This window comes from Rhodococcus sp. H29-C3, assembly GCF_030063405.1.
Classification (GTDB): Bacteria; Actinomycetota; Actinomycetes; order Mycobacteriales; family Mycobacteriaceae; genus Rhodococcoides.
In genome coordinates this window covers 477,292-492,634 of sequence record NZ_JASITC010000004.1, presented here as the reverse complement: position 1 = coordinate 492,634, position 15,343 = coordinate 477,292, and the positions used below count along the sequence as shown (strand labels likewise).

Here is a 15,343-nt window from a genome sequence, read left to right as displayed (position 1 = left end):
AGGGACTGCCCCGGTGCGGTCGACGGAGAGTCGACTGAACCCGGGGCAGTCCCGTTGGCACCTGTGGTCGAGTTGGCTCGGTGCATATGCCGCTGTCGCGCTGACCGCGCACCCTTTCTGGTAACCGGGGCCGGTTGTTCTCGGAAGAGCTTGGGGGTTCACTCGATAAAAAAGGTGTTCACTCACCCCGGCGATAACTCGTTCACTCTCACAGCAGAGTGAAGTCGGTCGACTCCGAGCGCGGTTTGTCGAGCGCTCGGTGCTGCGCTAACCCGGACCGCCCCGGCGGTCACATTCAGGGCGCGCCCCGTGTACGGCCCGTCATTCCCCACCACCCGCAAGTCCGACAGGGGGATCGACACGCCACGCAGATTGGCTTCGATCGTCGTCGACCCGACGTATTCGTTGGGGACGTCCGGTGCCCGACCTCCGCGTTCTGGTGCCGTTTCGGAGACAAACCAAATCGTTAGAATACAACTTGAAATAGTTCCGCTCACATACCTCGAAGCTTGTCGAGGTCGCGTCTCTCGCGTTTGGTCGGTCGGCCTGCGCCGCGGTCTCGCCGCGGTTGCGAGGCGAGAACTTCCTTCGGCGGTGGCGGTGGGCTGCGGTCGATCATGCATTCCGCCACGACACCGGCACCGACACGTTTGGCGATTGCACGCGTAACCACAACGATCTTCTCGGCGCCGTCGACTCGCAAGCGGATCTCGTCGTCAGGACCGATACGTTGCCCTGCCTTGGCTGGGGTGCCGTTGACGCGGACATGACCGGATCGGCAGGCTGCCGCAGCAGCCGACCGCGTCTTGAACAGGCGGACCGCCCAGACCCAGCTGTCGACCCGCACACTCTGTGTTTCGACCATCGACAACACAACCTACATGTCGAGTCCGAGGTCGAGAACCGTCACCGAATGGGTGAGACCCCCGACCGCAAGAAAATCGACACCGGTCTTCGCATAATCGTGCGCTACATCCAGGGTGAGTCCACCCGAGGACTCGAGCTTGGTGAGCGGTGAGAGTTTCACGCGTCGCTGAACCGCCATCTGGGTTTGCCACAACGCGAAGTTGTCGAGTAGCACCAGTTCGACGCCCTCGGCGAGTACTGCGTCCAACTGCTCGAGGCTGTCGACCTCGACTTCGCAGTCGATATCGGGCGCGGCAGCGCGAACTGCCTGCAGCGCGGCGACTATCGAGCCCGCAGCGGCGACGTGGTTGTCCTTGATCAGAGCAGCGTCGCCAAGGCCCATGCGATGGTTCACTCCTCCCCCGGCGCGGACGGCGTATTTCTGCAGGGCACGAAGACCGGGCAAGGTCTTGCGGCTGTCACGGATCTTCGCGTCACTGTCTGCGACCTCGGCAACCCAAGCCGCAGTCGTGGTGGCGATGCCGGACAGATGGCACATCAGATTGAGCATCGTCCGTTCCGCGGTCAGCAGAGAACGCGTCGGCGCTGCCAGGCTCAGAACCGACTGTCCGGCTTCGACTTCGGTTCCGTCTGCAACTCGATCGACGAGCTCGTATGCCCCTTCACCGATGACCTCGTCGAGGACGAGCAGCCCTACGTCGATCCCGGCCACAGTTCCGGCCTGGCGGGCGACGACGGATGCCGACGCGACGGCGTCGGCGGGGACGGTCGCAATGGTGGTTACGTCCGGCCCGTAGCGCAGGTCCTCGTCGAGGGCGGTTCGGATGAGTGCACGCACCTCGTGTGGGTCGAGTCCCTGTTCGGTCAGTGCGCTCACTGTCAACTCACTCCTGTCATGGCCGGTGGCCGTATCTTGTTGGAGGACAACACGAATTCGAGTGAACCGTCCTCGGCCCGACGAATTCGCGTGCTGCGCCGCAGTGCGTCCGAAGCCGTTGGATGGTCCCTGCGGGTATGGCACCCACGACTCTCGGGTCGGGCAGTTGCCGCCTTCACCAATGCCGATGCGGTCACCGTCAGTGCTGCATCTTCGATCAGAGTGACGGCATCGTGCGACAGGGCGGTGTCCGGCCATGCCAGGTCCACTGCCGAGCCCAGCACCGACGCCGTGTGGGCCAGGCCGTTATCATCACGGACAACTCCCACGTGCTCGGTCATCAGAGCCTGTAGATCGCGCCGCGGCACTGTGCGCATCGACGGCAGGATTGGTTCGGCATCGACGCGGGGGCTGCCGAGTCGTTCCAGGGCTGCAATTCCAGCACGTCTGCCGACGACCAGTCCCTCGAGAAGACTGTTCGATGCCAATCGGTTTGCGCCGTGAAGACCGGTTCGCGCCACCTCGCCGGCAGCGAGAAGTCCCGGCACAGTTGTGCGGCCCCACACATCGGTGACGATGCCACCGCAGGAATAGTGCGCCGCGGGGGCGACTGGAATCAGGTGCTCGACGGGATCGATTCCGGCTGCGAGACACGAGGCGGTGACGGTAGGAAACCGTCTGGAAAACCCGGGGATCGCACGTGCGTCGAGCAGGACATGGTCGGTACCGGTGATACGCAGTCGTTCGGCGATAGCTCGCGACACCACATCGCGTGGAGCCAGGTCCCCGAGCGGATGGAGACCGTCCATGAACCGGATGCCGTCGAGATCGACAAGGTGCCCGCCCTCGCCGCGTACAGCTTCACTGACCAATGGTCGTCGTCCCTCCGAACCTGGAGCGAACAGCACCGTCGGGTGGAACTGTACGAACTCCAGATCCGACACTTGAGCACCAGCGGCGAGCGCGAGCGCAATTCCGTCGGCAGTCGAGCCCGGCGGGTTGGTACTGCACGAGTACAACTGGCCCACACCACCAGTGGCCACCAGTACGGCAGCGCAATGGATCACGCCCATTCCCTCGGCAGAGGATGCGAGCAGTCCGCTGACCTCGCCTCGCGCCGTGAGCACGGACACGGCAGCAGTGCCGAACAATACAGCTTGACCCGAGACATCAAGTGCCCGTTGCACTTCGGCGCCAGTCGCATCGCCTCCCGAATGAATGATCCGACTTCGCGAGTGTCCGCCTTCGAGTGTCCGCGCCACCTTGCCATCGGCGCCTCGGTCGAAGACCGCACCCAATGCTTCCAACGCCGCTACTGCGTCGGGACCCCCGGAGACGATGGAACGAACCGAAGGCTCGTCGCACAGGCCTGCTCCGGCCACGCAGGTATCGGCAACATGATCGTCGATGGAATCACCGGAGGCGTCCGAACCTGGGACTGCGATCCCGCCTTGGGCGTACTGTGTCGCCGTGTCCGCCGAACCGCCCTTGCTCACGGTGATGACGCGCAGTCCCCGCCGGCCGGCTGCTATTGCTGCACTGAGGCCCGCGACGCCACCGCCGACCACCACGAGATCGGCCGAAGCCTCCCACGTGATCGAGACCGGCGTGGTCCCTCCCCCGAAGGACAGTGTCACTCGCCGCCGCCAGAGTTACCGATCTCGATCATCCGTTGTACCGACTTGCTCGCGGTGTGTGCGGTCTCGGGATCCACATGCACTTCGTCCTTACCTTCGACGAGGCAGCGCAGCAATGCAGCCGGGGTGATCATCTTCATGTACCCGCACGATGCTCGATCGTTGACTGCCTGAAAGTCGACGTCCGGCGCTGCGCGCCGCAGTTGATGCAACATCCCGATCTCGGTTGCAACGAGTACCTGCTTGGCCCCGGTAGTGCGCGCGGCGTCGAGCATCCCGCCGGTGGAGAGAATCTTGACCTTGTCCGGCGTGACGAAACCTTCACCTGCCAAGTAGAGAGCCGATGTGGCACAACCGCATTCGGGGTGGACGTACAGTTCTGCGTCAGGATGCATTCGAGACTTCTCGGCGAGTTCGTCACCATTGATGCCGGCATGGACATGGCATTCGCCTGCCCAGATGTGGAGATTCTCTCGACCGGTGATCCGCTTGACATGCGCACCGAGAAACTGGTCCGGCAAGAACAGAATTTCACGGCTCGGGTCGATCGATTCGACTACCTCGACGGCATTGGAGGAGGTGCAGCAAATATCGGTCAGTGCCTTGATCTGTGCGGTCGTGTTGACGTAGGACACGACGACGGCGTGCGGGTAGTCGGACTTCCACTCGCGGAGCTGGTCGGCGGTGATGGAGTCCGCAAGCGAGCAGCCGGCACGCTGATCCGGAATGAGGACGGTCTTGTTCGGGCTCAGAATCTTGGCAGTCTCTGCCATGAAGTGCACGCCGCAGAAAACGATCTCGTCTTCTGGAACTTCCGCGGCCAGACGCGAGAGTGCCAGTGAATCTCCGACGTGATCGGCGATGTCCTGGATGGCGGGAACCTGGTAGTTGTGAGCCAGAATGGTGGCTCCCCGCAGGCGCGCAAGCCGTTTGATCTCGGCTGCCCACTCCTGCGTCGGCTCCACGCCGCCGTATCCTCCCGGTCCGTCGACGATGTCGGACACTCCAGCCCAGCTCGATTCCAGCTGCATGGAACCGCTCATTGTCGACACATCGACCGTCGCAGCAGTGGCCGTAGAGCCTTTGGTCTCGTAGCCGGTTGCACTGCTCGCCATGGCGGTACTCCTTCGCCGATTATCCGGCCCGAAAAGTCCGGATTTCCTATGATGGGGTTTTCGACTTATGATCGAAAACATGATTCATCGTAGCACCGTCCACGAAGTACTGATCGCGGTGTTCCAGGTTCGGACCTTCACCGCAGGCCAGAGCCCCGAACTCGGAGTCCTGCTGTGGCAGCGCGCACTCGAGCCGGAGTTGGGCTCGTGGTCGCTTCCCGGTGGTGTCCTCGAATCCGACGAGGATCTCCCCTCCTCCGCTCGTCGCCAGCTCGCCGAGAAGGTCGACGTCCGAAAAGTCGCCCACCTCGAACAATTGTCCGTCTTCAGCGACCCCGATCGGGTACCCGGAGACCGACGGATCGCCTCGACCTTCCTGGGCCTGGTCCCGATCTCCACGGACCCGAAACTGCCGGTAGACACCGAGTGGCATCCGGTCGCGCGGCTTCCCGACATGTCCTTCGACCACCGGACCGTCGTTCGACACGCACGAACCCGATTGGTAGCGAAACTGTCCTATACCAACATCGCATTCGCGCTTGCGCCAGTCGAATTCGCTATGTCCACGCTGCGCGAGATATACGCCGCTGCCCTCGACTACCAAGTGGATGCGACAAATCTCCAACGCGTGCTCGGGCGTCGAAAAGTGTTGGAGGCGACGGGCAAGACTTCACCGTCCGGCAAGGCAGGAGGTCGCCCACCCGCTCTCTACAGATTCGCCGACGCTTCCTTGCGCGTCACCGACGAGTTCGCCGCTTTACGTCCGCCCAGTTAGATCAGAATGTTCGTCGTTCCATAGTGGACCCCGGGCTCTGTTTCCGTCCTCGGCGACAGAATTCGCACTGGGCTCTGATTCCTCGTCGTCCAGCGTGAATCGAAGATTGTCGTGCGGGTTCATCGCCGCAAGGAGCAGCACGACGAACGAGGTCGCCAGTGCCTGCACGATCAGCACCAGCGGAGATTCCACGCCTGCAGCCCGCGTGACAACGGATCCGACGGCGGGATCGTCCGGTCGACTGTGCAGGATTCCGGAGATCCACACCCCGAGGCTCAGCGTCGTTGCCGACCCCAGAAAGGAACCGAGCACCAACCCGAGGGCCATTGCCGGGCCGCGGCGCTCGGTCCACATCCAGAATCCGACCGGGAGAAGTACCCCTGCGACGAGGGTGATGCACAAGAAGATGGCGACCGAATCGAACCGGTGCAGGCTCTCTCCGGTCAACGGTGCACCCCGTCCGGGTGCGAGAACGACGAGATGTTCTGCCGGGGCCAGAAGGGCCCAACACACGCCGGCGAGAGCTCCGACCCCGACAGCAACGGCGACAGTTATGGCCAAGATCCGGAACCGAGGTATCGGTGCCGCGTCCCCGTCGAAGGCGGCGCGGTCCGATTCCATCGTCGAATCCACTGGTCCTATCGCCTTCCCGAAGTCGCGGAGTCGTTCGATCCGTGACGCGAGCACTTCGAGGTCCATCCGTCCGGACGAATCTGCACGACCATGCGTCGACCACACTCGGCGCAGAACCGTGGCGGTTCCAGACCGAGCCGAGCCGCCTCGGTGACAGTCTCGTCCACACCGGGCACCACGGGCTTGCCCGTGTGCAGGCTGTAGCGCTGATCGGTAGTCACGCCTCCACCTTAGATGGTCGAGTTCAAGGCTTTGATCGGCATCCGAAGCTCACCGAGGAGGTCCAGATCTTCCTCCGCAGGCCGTCCCAGAGTGGTCAGGTAGTTGCCGACGATCACGGCATTGATGCCACCGAGAATGCCCTTTTGCGCGCCGAGGTCACCCAAGGTGATCTCGCGCCCACCGGCGAATCGCAGAATCGTCCTCGGCAGAGCCAGTCTGAATGCGGCAACAGCCAGGAGCGCCTCGGACGGTGGTAGTACGTCGAGGTTTCCGAACGGAGTTCCCGGTCGCGGATTGAGGAAGTTCAGTGGCACCTCGTCCGGTTCCAGGGCAGCCAGATCCGCGGTGAACTCCGCTCGCTGCTCCAGCGACTCCCCCATCCCGAGAATCCCTCCGCAGCACACCTCCATTCCTGCCGCTCGCACCATCTCCAATGTGCCCCAGCGCTCTTCCCACGTATGGGTGGTGACAACCTGCGGAAAATACGAGCGGGCAGTTTCGAGATTGTGGTTGTAGCGATGAACTCCCATCGCAGAAAGCTGATCGACCTGCTCCTGGGTCAACATGCCGAGCGAGCACGCGATGTCGATGTCGACTTCGTTGCGAATCGCCTCGATGCCTGCTGACACCTGAGCGAGCAGTCGCTCATCCGGACCACGAACTGCAGCGACGATGCAGAACTCGGTGGCTCCGGACTTGGCCGTCTGTTTGGCAGCCTCCACGAGGGAGGGAATGTCGAGGCGCGCAGCGCGAACCGGTGACTCGAACAGGCCTGACTGCGAGCAGAAATGGCAATCTTCGGGGCAACCGCCAGTCTTGAGACTGATGATCCCTTCGACCTCGATCTCGGGACCGCACCAGGCCATTCTCACCTCGTGCGCCAGCGCCAGCGCTTCCTCCAACCTTTCCTCCGGCAGCCGAAGGATCTCGAGCACCTGACTCTGCGTAAGCCCCTCACCGTTCTCGAGCACTTGCGCACGCGCCCTGTCGACAATGTCGGACTGCACAGATATCTGGGTCACGAACTACTCCTTCGGTCATACGAGCATAATTGAACACCGTTCAAGTTGAACGGCGTTCAGGTTATGCTGGCGGTCGGATACTGTCAAAGCCGAACCGAAGAACAGGAGTGCCGAGTGCAACTGCGAAGAGCGGACGTCCTCGACGGCGCGATATCGATCCTCGACGAATACGGGCTCGGCGATCTGACGATGCGCAGGTTGGCAACGTCTCTGCACGTCCAACCCGGCGCGCTGTATTGGCACTTTCCCAACAAGCAGACACTCCTCGGCGCGATCGCCGATCACCTTCTCACCGACGTCGATGCACCCCCGACCCGTGCCGGATGGGATGAGCAGGTGCGCGAACTTGCCCACCGCCTACGCGATGCCTTGCTTTCACGTCGAGACGGCGCCGAACTGGTTGCCGCGACCTATGCATCGAGACTGACTACCAACCGAGTTCGCGAGCGCATCGCCGCAGTCTGCATCCGAGCAGGTTCGAGCCGCAGCGACGCCGAGCTCACTGCGGACACGCTGCTGTATTACGTACTGGGCCAGACTGTCGACGAGCAGTCACGTATGCAGATGGACTCCGTTGGCGCCCTCACCGAAGAAGCGTCCCCGCTGTTCGAAAGTCCTGATTCGACAAGCAGATTCGATTTCGGCCTGGGGCTGTTCATCGACGGAGTCCGGCACAATCTGGGTGCCTCCGCTCGGCTCTAGACGCCGAAGACGGCTCCCAGTCCGGCGCTGTTGCCCGCACTGGAGGCAAACGGATTGTCGTGCACCATGTACGTCCATGTCGACGTCGGGCGTTGCAGACCCGCATTGTCGAGATCGATTCCCTCGGAAGTGATCTCGGCCGTCTCGAACGTCACATGAGCTTGTTCCATCGCCTTGTCCGAGACGGTCTTGAACGCCTCGACAGCGATTCGGTGATATTCGTCCAATGGGTTCTCTCGACCGAGCGCGCGCAGGTGGATACTCTCGCGCACATCGGCGAGGTGTGCCAAGTAGTCCGACCACGCCCGGTCGAGATGAAACAGCACGATTCGACGGGCCGCGACGACCAGTGTGTCCTTCGATACCTCGGCGCGGAGCTCCGAAGCACGTTCCGGTGCAGCGGAAGTGAGAAGCTCCAACGCGTCAGCAGTGGCGAGCAACGTCGTACGTCTACGGTCGAGGATGTCGCGATGCGCAGCGGTGAGCTGGTTGTACCGCCACGTGCGTGAATGCACTTCGAGCATCGTGCCCTCGGCTATCCGCTGCGCATGATCGATCTTTCCGGCAACACCCGCCGAAGTGATCAGCCCGGTGTCGTCGTGCTTCCTGGGCTGCTCCTTGGGTCCGATATTCGCCGTCACGACGTCGTCCTCCCAGCTGGAGAAGAACACCGAACGTCCCGGATCACCCTGGCGGCCTGCGCGGCCACGAAGTTGATTGTCGAGCCTCTCGGTCGTGTGCCGACCGGTTCCGACCACGAGGAGCCCGCCGAGTTCGGCCACTCGGTCCTTGGCGGCTTTCGTATCGGAACCGGGTCCACCGAGCTTGATATCGGTTCCTCGTCCGGCAATCTGAGTCGACACTGTGACCGCTCCGATCACGCCGGCAGCCGCGATGACGCCGGCTTCCTCGGCGTCGTTCTTCGCGTTCAACACGACGACCGGAACTCCCTGCTTTTGAAGCTGCTCGGCCAGGTCCTCGGATTCGGCAACGTCGTGAGTGCCGATAAGAATCGGTTGTTCTCGCTCGTGAACCTCCTTCACGAAGGCCACCACCGCCGCATTTTTGTTCGAGGCAGTGTCGTAGACACGGTCGGCCTCGTCGATTCGAATGTTCGGCCGGTTGGGCGAAATCAGCGAAACCCCGAGCCCATAGAACTTCTTGAGCTGTTCGCCGGCGGCCAGCGCAGTACCGGTCATTCCGCACACCGTCGGATATCTACCGATCAGAGCCTGCACGGTGATCGTGTCGAGAATCTCCCCTGTCTCCGTCGGCTTCAGTCCTTCCTTGGTCTCCACCGCAGCTTGGAGACCGTCCGGCCACCGTTGCAACTCGGCAACGCGCCCACGTGAGGCATTGATCAACTGGACCCTCCCGTCCCGGACGATGTAATGCACGTCGCGCTGGACCAACACCTGAGCGTGCAGCGCGACATTGACCGCAACCAAGGTGGTCCCGACATGCTCCTCGGAGTACAGGTCGATATCGCCGAGTTCCTTCTCCAACCGGGCAGCGCCCTCATCGGTGAGAAAGACGTTTCGGCCGTCGGCGTCGGTGTCGAAATCGGTGCTCTTCGCCAGGCCGCGAATCGCCTCGAACACCTTCGACGCAGGCACATCCTTCTGTACCGATCCTGCAAGGACCAAGGGAACGAGTGCTTCGTCGACGAGTACCGAATCGGCCTCGTCTATCAGCGCGACGTCAGGAGTCGGCGCGACCAGATCGGCGATGTCGTCGACCAGATGATCACGAAGAACGTCGAATCCGATCTCGTTGACCGATGCGTACGTGACGTCACAGGCATATGCCTTCCGTCGTTCCTCGGACGTCGAGGATTCGGTGACCCACCCGACCGTCAGCCCCAGCATCTCGTACAACGGTGCCATCCAGGCGGCGTCGCGTCGGGCGAGGAAGTCGTTGATGGAGATGACATGCACACGACGACCGGAGAGCACATATCCGCCTGCCGCGACCGCGCCCGCAAGAGTCTTTCCTTCACCGGTTGCCATCTCGACCACGTCGCCCGCCATCATCCGGACGGCCGCGAGCAGCTGAACGTCGAAAGGCCGCAGCTCGACGGCCCGATCGCTCGCTTCACGAACGAGCGCCAGGTAGCGCGGAACGTCGAGGTCTTCGCTTCTGTCGACGCGAAGCGATATCGCCGCCGCGGTGAGCTCGGAGTCGGTGAGACCACGCGCCCAGTCCTCGTGTTCGGACGCCAGGTCCACCCGACTTCTGGAGCGAGCTTGACCCTTCTGCGCCGAACGGCCGAGTACTCGCCAGAGTCGATCAGAACCCAATGCCATCTACCAATCCCTACTTGCGAAGAAAAATCAACGGTGCCTCAGTACTTCTTTCTCCCAGACTACTGAAGCGACGAGCTCGACCGGATGAACCGGATGACACGGGAATTATGCAAAGAGACAGTTGTTGATTCATTTGGGTTCTTCAGCGAAGAGAACCGCAGGAAGGACGAGAAGATGTCGCATTCGTACAGCAAGGACGAGCAGTCACTCGATCGGTTGACTCCCGAGCAGTTGCGAGTAACTCAGAAAAACGGCACCGAGCGAGCTTTCGACAACGAATACTGGGATAACCACGAGCGCGGTCTGTACGTGGACGTCGTAACGGGCGAGCCGTTGTTCTCCTCGGCGGACAAATTCGAATCTCACTCCGGGTGGCCGAGCTTCACCAGGCCCGTCGAGCCGCAGAATGTGGTTGCGAAGCGAGATTTCAGCCACCTGATGGTTCGCACCGAAATACGGTCCGCGAACGGAGACTCTCACCTGGGACACCTTTTCAAAGATGGTCCGAAGGTCGATGGTGGCTTGCGGTACTGCATGAACTCGGCAGCGCTGCGGTTCATCCCCGTCGATCGCCTCGAGGCCGAGGGTTACGGTGACTATCGCGCAAAGTTCGACAGCATCGAAGATAGTTCAGACGAAGGAGCGCAGCAGTGACTACATCTACCGAGACCGCCATCCTCGCCGGAGGCTGCTTCTGGGGAGCACAAGAACTGATCAGGCATCGGCCGGGTGTTGCCTCTACTCGCGTCGGATACTCCGGGGGTGACGTCGCCAACGCGACCTACCGCAATCACGGAACCCACGCCGAGTCCGTGGAAATCGTTTTCGATCCGGAGCAGATCTCCTACCGCGACATCCTGGAGTTCTTCTTTCAGATCCACGACCCTTCCACGAAGAACCGTCAGGGCAACGATGTCGGTGTCAGCTACCGCTCGGCGATTTATTACACGAGTGAGGAGCAGAAGCGCGTCGCCCTCGACACGATCGCCGATGTAGATGCGTCGGGTCTGTGGCCGGGCAAGGTCGTCACCGAAGTGGAGTCGGCCGGACCGTTCTGGGAGGCAGAGCCCGAGCATCAGGACTACCTGCAGAACTACCCGAGTGGCTACACGTGTCACTTCGTTCGTCCCGGCTGGAAGCTTCCACACCGCGAAGCCGCCACCAGCTGACGAGCACATCTTCACGTGTTGTGGCCCCGAGCTCGAGCTCGGGGCCACTTCTCGTTCGGCGCAATACTCGAGATCCGGGTGACGGTCCGCTGATTGCTCGTCTCGTGGGGTGGACCAGTATCGTGGGCGCCAGCAGGCCTCATCGACGATCAACGACCGAGTACCGCCGAAAAGTCGGAGCATTCAACTTCCCATGCATGTCCAGCCCCAATTTCTCGCCGGCGACGAGAACGAGGCGACGAACCCACCGCGCCCGACCTCGGCCTCCGAAGTCCGAGTCGATCTCAACGGGCTCCGTGGGATCGCTATCGCCCTGGTGGTCGTCTTCCACATCTGGATGGGACGGGTTTCTGGCGGCGTCGACGTCTTCCTGACGTTGAGCGGTTTCTTCTTCACCGCCTCGCTCATTCGCACCGCGCAGTCCGGCGGAAGTATCGATCCGATCACGCGGGTTCGGCGAATTCTACGCAGGCTCGGACCCCCACTGATAGTGGTTCTGGCCGCTGTCGCCCTTGCCACCCTGGCTCTTCTGCCCCGCACTCGATGGGCAGACGTAGGCGATCAGCTGATATCTGCAGTGTTCTTCTACACGAACTGGGAACTCGCGTGGACGGCACAGGACTATCTGGCAGCGGACCAGAGTGTCAGCCCGGTTCAACATCTCTGGTCCGTAGCCGTGCAGTTCCAGTTCTATCTGCTCGCGGTCGCCGTCGTGTTCGGCCTCGCTTGGATCGTCCGTCGTTCCAGGGGTGGGCGGCAGGTGAGCCCGCCTGCCGGTCTCTACCTCGTGTTGTTCGCAGGTGCCGCGCTTCTGTCCTTCGTCTACGCCGCAGATGGCACCAGCGAAATGCAGTCGTGGAACTACTACGACACCGGAGCACGCTTGTGGGAGATCCTGATCGGAGCGGCAATCGCAGCGATGTTCGCGGCCCGTCAAGTCCGCGACCGCCCGGCACACCGATGGCGGGACGGGCAGTCGTGGGTCGGTCGGTGGGCGCGCACGCTGCTCGCCGTCGCCGGACTGACGGCCATCGCCCTGTGCGGGTTCGTTCGCGACGGCGTCCGGGAGTTCCCCGGCCCGTGGGCGCTGCTGCCCGTCTCGGCGACCGTCGCGCTGATTCTCGCCGGCCCGGCGACCCCCGTCGCGCAGCTGATGAGCACTCGGCTCGGAGTGTGGCTGGTGTCAGTTTCAGAAGACGAGTGCACGAGTTCAGAAGTGGACTGCACTGGACTACCAAACAAACTACCCAGGAAGAACAACACGCTGTTCAAGACCTCCTCCGTAGCCGTCATACCGGTGGCAGTTTCGGCGGGCATCTCGTCCGCGCACTGGACGTTCTTGTCAGCGATCCAGGCACAAGCGGCGGCTTTGCCGCGATAGCCTGAGCACCATCGTTCTGTGCGTCGTTTTCTACCTCGTGTTGGCGGCGCTCGCCGTAATGTACTGCCGGCTAGGGCGCGCCCCCCCGACGACCCTCGACGCAGCTGACGTGTCAATCGCTGAGGAAGGGTCGATTATGCCCTGGGTGACGTTTTCCTGGCAGGCCCCGGGGATCAGCATCGAATGCGGTCATGAGACGTGGGCACCCCGGGATGAACGGGAATTGATCTCATGACCCCTGCGTCCGCAGCAGCTGAGCAACACGCCCTAGGAGCCTGCGAAGCTGTAGCGCTCACCTCGCCGGCCAATCTGTTCCGTAGCGGTCGGAGACGACCTCGTGGTCGCGGTAAAGCTGTTTGCGTTTGCGTTTGGATAGTCGGTCCCCGAACACGATCCCGTTGATGTGGTCGGTTTCGTGCTGCAAACAGCGTCCAAGGGTGCCGCCCGCTCTGAGTTCGATCGGGTCGCCGTATTGGTCTTGGCCACGACATGTCGAGGAATCGGGCCGTGCGAGGTTCACGTATGCGCCGGGTAGTGACAGACACCCTTCCTCGAAGTCTATGAGCCGCCGATCATTCCCCTCCGGCAATGCGACGACCGGATTGCAGACGACGCCGGTGCTCCGTCGCCCGGTCTCGTCGTTGCAGTCATAGATGAATACGGCGAGGTCCGATGCCGACTTGCTGGGCCGCTAGACCCGCGCCGTCAGCAGCCGTGTTGGTTGCGAACATGTCGGCCAGCAGTTCTTGGAGTTCGCTGCCGAAATCAGTGACCGGTCGAGCTGGTGTATGCAGAACTGACGTGCCCCAACGGGCGATAGGGCGGGCGTTGCCGAGGCGGAGAAGTTCAGAGACAGGCATGACGTTCATGTTCCACTCTGGTTCTGGATGTGGCAACAACTGGGGCATTCCGCCGGTCTACGTTAAGTGACATGCAAAAATTGGGAACTCGATGGTTATATGCGGGTTTCGACATCCACCGGCCACGACGGTCCTGTGACGATCAAGAAGATCGCTATCGCGCACAGTAGAAGCACACCGAAGTTTTCTATCGGGATCACCGAATCACTTGACGTGTATCGCACTTGCTCCCAGTAATAGCTTTGACCGATCTGGAAGACGGCCAATACGGATACGAAAACCGCCGCCCACCTGTTACGCCAACGGGACCCGAACAGCAGAAACGCAACCGTCACTTCCAATACCGCCATGACAGCAAACGCGATCCACATCGATTTCTCGAAAAAGCCTAATCCAGTAAACGACACGACAGTAACGAGTACAAGTCCTGCAATGATCGAGAATTTCATCGTACTCCTTTGACCGGAATAACCCGGGGTGATCGGACGCAGTCCCACGGCTCGCCCGCCTGGTCCAGCGCACTGGTGGAACAGCATCCCTTGCCGACCCGAGCGAGCCAGCAAAGTTGCGGCGTCAATGGTTGTCATTTCTGCATAACCAAACACTCGCATGCCATCGCCGCGGGCGACAGAGTAGAAACCCCTACGCGTGCTCCGACACCGGACCACGCGCCGAGCTGCCGAGGTGAGATGGCTCGACGGGCAGTCTCTCGATCACGCGTGTCGGTCCGTGAACTCCAAGACCAGATTTACATGAGTAACCCGTAGACAGCGGGCAGCGAACGAGTAGTTGTCGACAGCGATCCACGACCACCCAGCGCGAGGCCCCTGTTCTGCCTCTGCGCGCGCATCTCCTACCGTGACGACCCCGGTGTCGCGGCACCGGAGAACAACCGCATCGTCCGCTTAGTCGCGAGCGCGACCGCCCGATCGAGCGGAATGTGACGGGCGATAATGTCCGCGGCCCCGGTCTCGTAGACCGCTTAGGGCTGGACTCTGCGCCTGGAAGGCGTTGTGGATCGTGCCGTACGCCAGTGCAGCGTCGAAGCGTATCGATCCAGCATAAGACGCCTGAGCGCCCCTGATAATGCCAGATGCTTCTCGCGGCCGCAGTATTGTTGTGCGACACCGTCGGACTGGAACTACACGACACGGCTGCATTCACTTGTCGCATACATGCCCCGATCGAGTACGAACCTCACCACTATTCTGACCTCACCGCCGATGATCAGCTCCAAATGGAGGCGGCACAGAATCTGGGATGATTTAGTGGCCACGACTCGTAACGGCGGACATCGAGAGAGGACGACCAGCATGCGAGATAACGACAGACCCACTGATTGGCGCGGAATAGCTGGCAGCAGAGTTCTTGCGGCCGTTTTCGCTGCATTGACAATCGCGTCGATCATTTTATTGTTTTACGTGGGCAATTGGGCGTTGATCGGTCTGGTGTTCGCGATGATCGTGGCAGGCAGCTTGACTTTTTGGTCGGTTGAGGTTTCTGAGGGAGCCATCGAAGCGCGGGCGACATATGGATGGCCACGGATGCGGATCAGCGCCGATGAGATAGACAGTGCGTCTGTCACCGACGTGCGCCCGATGCGCGACTGGGCTGGCTGGGGTCTTCGATTCAATGCCAAAGGCGATACCGGAATTGTGCTGCGCTCCGGGGCCGCCGTGAACATCAAGAAGAAAAATGGTAAACGGACGGTAATTACTGCTCGGGATCCCGAGCAGGCAGTCGCCGCCCTGAACAAGGTCCTCGATCGAGGCTGAAC

Annotated in this window: 17 protein-coding genes; 6 read left to right on the top strand and 11 right to left on the bottom strand. The window is 61.7% G+C overall.

Annotated elements, in window-relative coordinates; all coding sequences use genetic code 11:
* Nucleotides 1-493 precede the first annotated feature (493 nt).
* From QMK32_RS12445 to nadA, 4 genes are read right to left on the bottom strand one after another with little or no spacing between them, the layout of a single operon-like run.
* Nucleotides 494-865 (bottom strand): RNA-binding S4 domain-containing protein, encoded by a 372-nt coding sequence (locus QMK32_RS12445; protein ID WP_084346750.1) that lies wholly within the window; start codon nt 863-865, stop codon nt 494-496.
* 12 nt (nt 866-877) lie between these two features.
* Nucleotides 878-1,744 carry a carboxylating nicotinate-nucleotide diphosphorylase gene (gene nadC / locus QMK32_RS12440; RefSeq protein ID WP_283475241.1) on the bottom strand — a complete coding sequence of 289 codons (867 nt, stop codon included), beginning with the start codon at nt 1,742-1,744 and terminating at the stop codon, nt 878-880.
* Nucleotides 1,745-1,746: 2 nt separating this feature from the next.
* On the bottom strand, nt 1,747-3,381 hold the full coding sequence (locus tag QMK32_RS12435; RefSeq protein ID WP_283475240.1) for an L-aspartate oxidase: 1,635 nt from the start codon (nt 3,379-3,381) through the stop codon (nt 1,747-1,749).
* A complete protein-coding gene (gene nadA / locus QMK32_RS12430; protein WP_283475364.1) occupies nt 3,378-4,412 on the bottom strand; it encodes a quinolinate synthase NadA in 1,035 nt (344 codons plus the stop codon). Before nadA ends, QMK32_RS12435 begins: the two co-directional genes overlap by 4 nt.
* Before the next feature lie 163 nt (nt 4,413-4,575).
* On the opposite strand from nadA, the gene QMK32_RS12425 reads away from it, so the two are divergent.
* Nucleotides 4,576-5,271 carry an NUDIX hydrolase gene (locus QMK32_RS12425; RefSeq protein ID WP_283475239.1) on the top strand — a complete coding sequence of 232 codons (696 nt, stop codon included), beginning with the start codon at nt 4,576-4,578 and terminating at the stop codon, nt 5,269-5,271.
* Here the strand turns inward: QMK32_RS12425 and QMK32_RS12420 are convergent.
* The 3 genes from QMK32_RS12420 to bioB are packed head-to-tail and all read right to left on the bottom strand — an operon-like array spanning nt 5,254 to nt 7,148.
* Complete coding sequence (locus tag QMK32_RS12420) at nt 5,254-5,892, bottom strand: DUF2567 domain-containing protein (RefSeq protein ID WP_283475238.1); 639 nt, start codon at nt 5,890-5,892, stop codon at nt 5,254-5,256. The two genes, QMK32_RS12425 and QMK32_RS12420, sit on opposite strands and share 18 nt — an antisense overlap.
* A 17-nt stretch (nt 5,893-5,909) precedes the next feature.
* Nucleotides 5,910-6,125, bottom strand: coding sequence for a biotin synthase auxiliary protein BsaP (bsaP, locus tag QMK32_RS12415; protein WP_283475237.1), 216 nt, complete (start codon nt 6,123-6,125; stop codon nt 5,910-5,912).
* 9 nt (nt 6,126-6,134) lie between these two features.
* Complete coding sequence (gene bioB / locus QMK32_RS12410; protein ID WP_269303954.1) at nt 6,135-7,148, bottom strand: biotin synthase BioB; 1,014 nt, start codon at nt 7,146-7,148, stop codon at nt 6,135-6,137.
* Nucleotides 7,149-7,262: 114 nt separating this feature from the next.
* Here bioB and QMK32_RS12405 point away from each other — a divergent pair, with 114 nt between their 5' ends.
* On the top strand, nt 7,263-7,850 hold the full coding sequence (locus QMK32_RS12405; RefSeq protein ID WP_283475236.1) for a TetR/AcrR family transcriptional regulator C-terminal domain-containing protein: 588 nt from the start codon (nt 7,263-7,265) through the stop codon (nt 7,848-7,850).
* On the opposite strand, the gene secA2 is transcribed toward QMK32_RS12405, so the two are convergent.
* On the bottom strand, nt 7,847-10,156 hold the full coding sequence (gene secA2, locus QMK32_RS12400; protein ID WP_283475235.1) for an accessory Sec system translocase SecA2: 2,310 nt from the start codon (nt 10,154-10,156) through the stop codon (nt 7,847-7,849). The two genes, QMK32_RS12405 and secA2, sit on opposite strands and share 4 nt — an antisense overlap.
* Before the next feature lie 174 nt (nt 10,157-10,330).
* On the opposite strand from secA2, the gene msrB reads away from it, so the two are divergent.
* The 3 genes from msrB (at nt 10,331) to QMK32_RS12385 (ending at nt 12,706) form a co-directional block, all read left to right on the top strand.
* On the top strand, nt 10,331-10,810 hold the full coding sequence (gene msrB, locus QMK32_RS12395; protein ID WP_283475234.1) for a peptide-methionine (R)-S-oxide reductase MsrB: 480 nt from the start codon (nt 10,331-10,333) through the stop codon (nt 10,808-10,810).
* The gene (msrA, locus tag QMK32_RS12390; RefSeq protein WP_269303959.1) at nt 10,807-11,325 is read left to right on the top strand and encodes a peptide-methionine (S)-S-oxide reductase MsrA; all 519 of its coding nucleotides are present in this window, start codon (nt 10,807-10,809) and stop codon (nt 11,323-11,325) included. The genes msrB and msrA overlap by 4 nt, the downstream gene beginning before the upstream one ends.
* A 193-nt stretch (nt 11,326-11,518) precedes the next feature.
* Nucleotides 11,519-12,706: an acyltransferase family protein gene (locus tag QMK32_RS12385; RefSeq protein ID WP_283475233.1), complete on the top strand. Its 1,188-nt coding sequence runs from the start codon at nt 11,519-11,521 to the stop codon at nt 12,704-12,706.
* A 292-nt stretch (nt 12,707-12,998) separates the two neighbouring features.
* Here the strand turns inward: QMK32_RS12385 and QMK32_RS12380 are convergent, their stop codons facing one another.
* From QMK32_RS12380 to QMK32_RS12370, 3 genes are all read right to left on the bottom strand, one after another.
* On the bottom strand, nt 12,999-13,361 hold the full coding sequence (locus QMK32_RS12380; RefSeq protein ID WP_283475363.1) for a peptide deformylase: 363 nt from the start codon (nt 13,359-13,361) through the stop codon (nt 12,999-13,001).
* On the bottom strand, nt 13,354-13,566 hold the full coding sequence (locus tag QMK32_RS12375) for a peptide deformylase (protein ID WP_283475232.1): 213 nt from the start codon (nt 13,564-13,566) through the stop codon (nt 13,354-13,356). Before QMK32_RS12375 ends, QMK32_RS12380 begins: the two co-directional genes overlap by 8 nt.
* Nucleotides 13,567-13,661: 95 nt before the next feature.
* On the bottom strand, nt 13,662-14,015 hold the full coding sequence (locus tag QMK32_RS12370; protein WP_283475231.1) for a hypothetical protein: 354 nt from the start codon (nt 14,013-14,015) through the stop codon (nt 13,662-13,664).
* Nucleotides 14,016-14,879: 864 nt separating this feature from the next.
* Between QMK32_RS12370 and QMK32_RS12365 the strand changes: the two genes are divergently transcribed.
* Complete coding sequence (locus tag QMK32_RS12365) at nt 14,880-15,341, top strand: hypothetical protein (RefSeq protein ID WP_283475230.1); 462 nt, start codon at nt 14,880-14,882, stop codon at nt 15,339-15,341.
* The last annotated feature ends 2 nt before the right edge of the window (nt 15,342-15,343 follow it).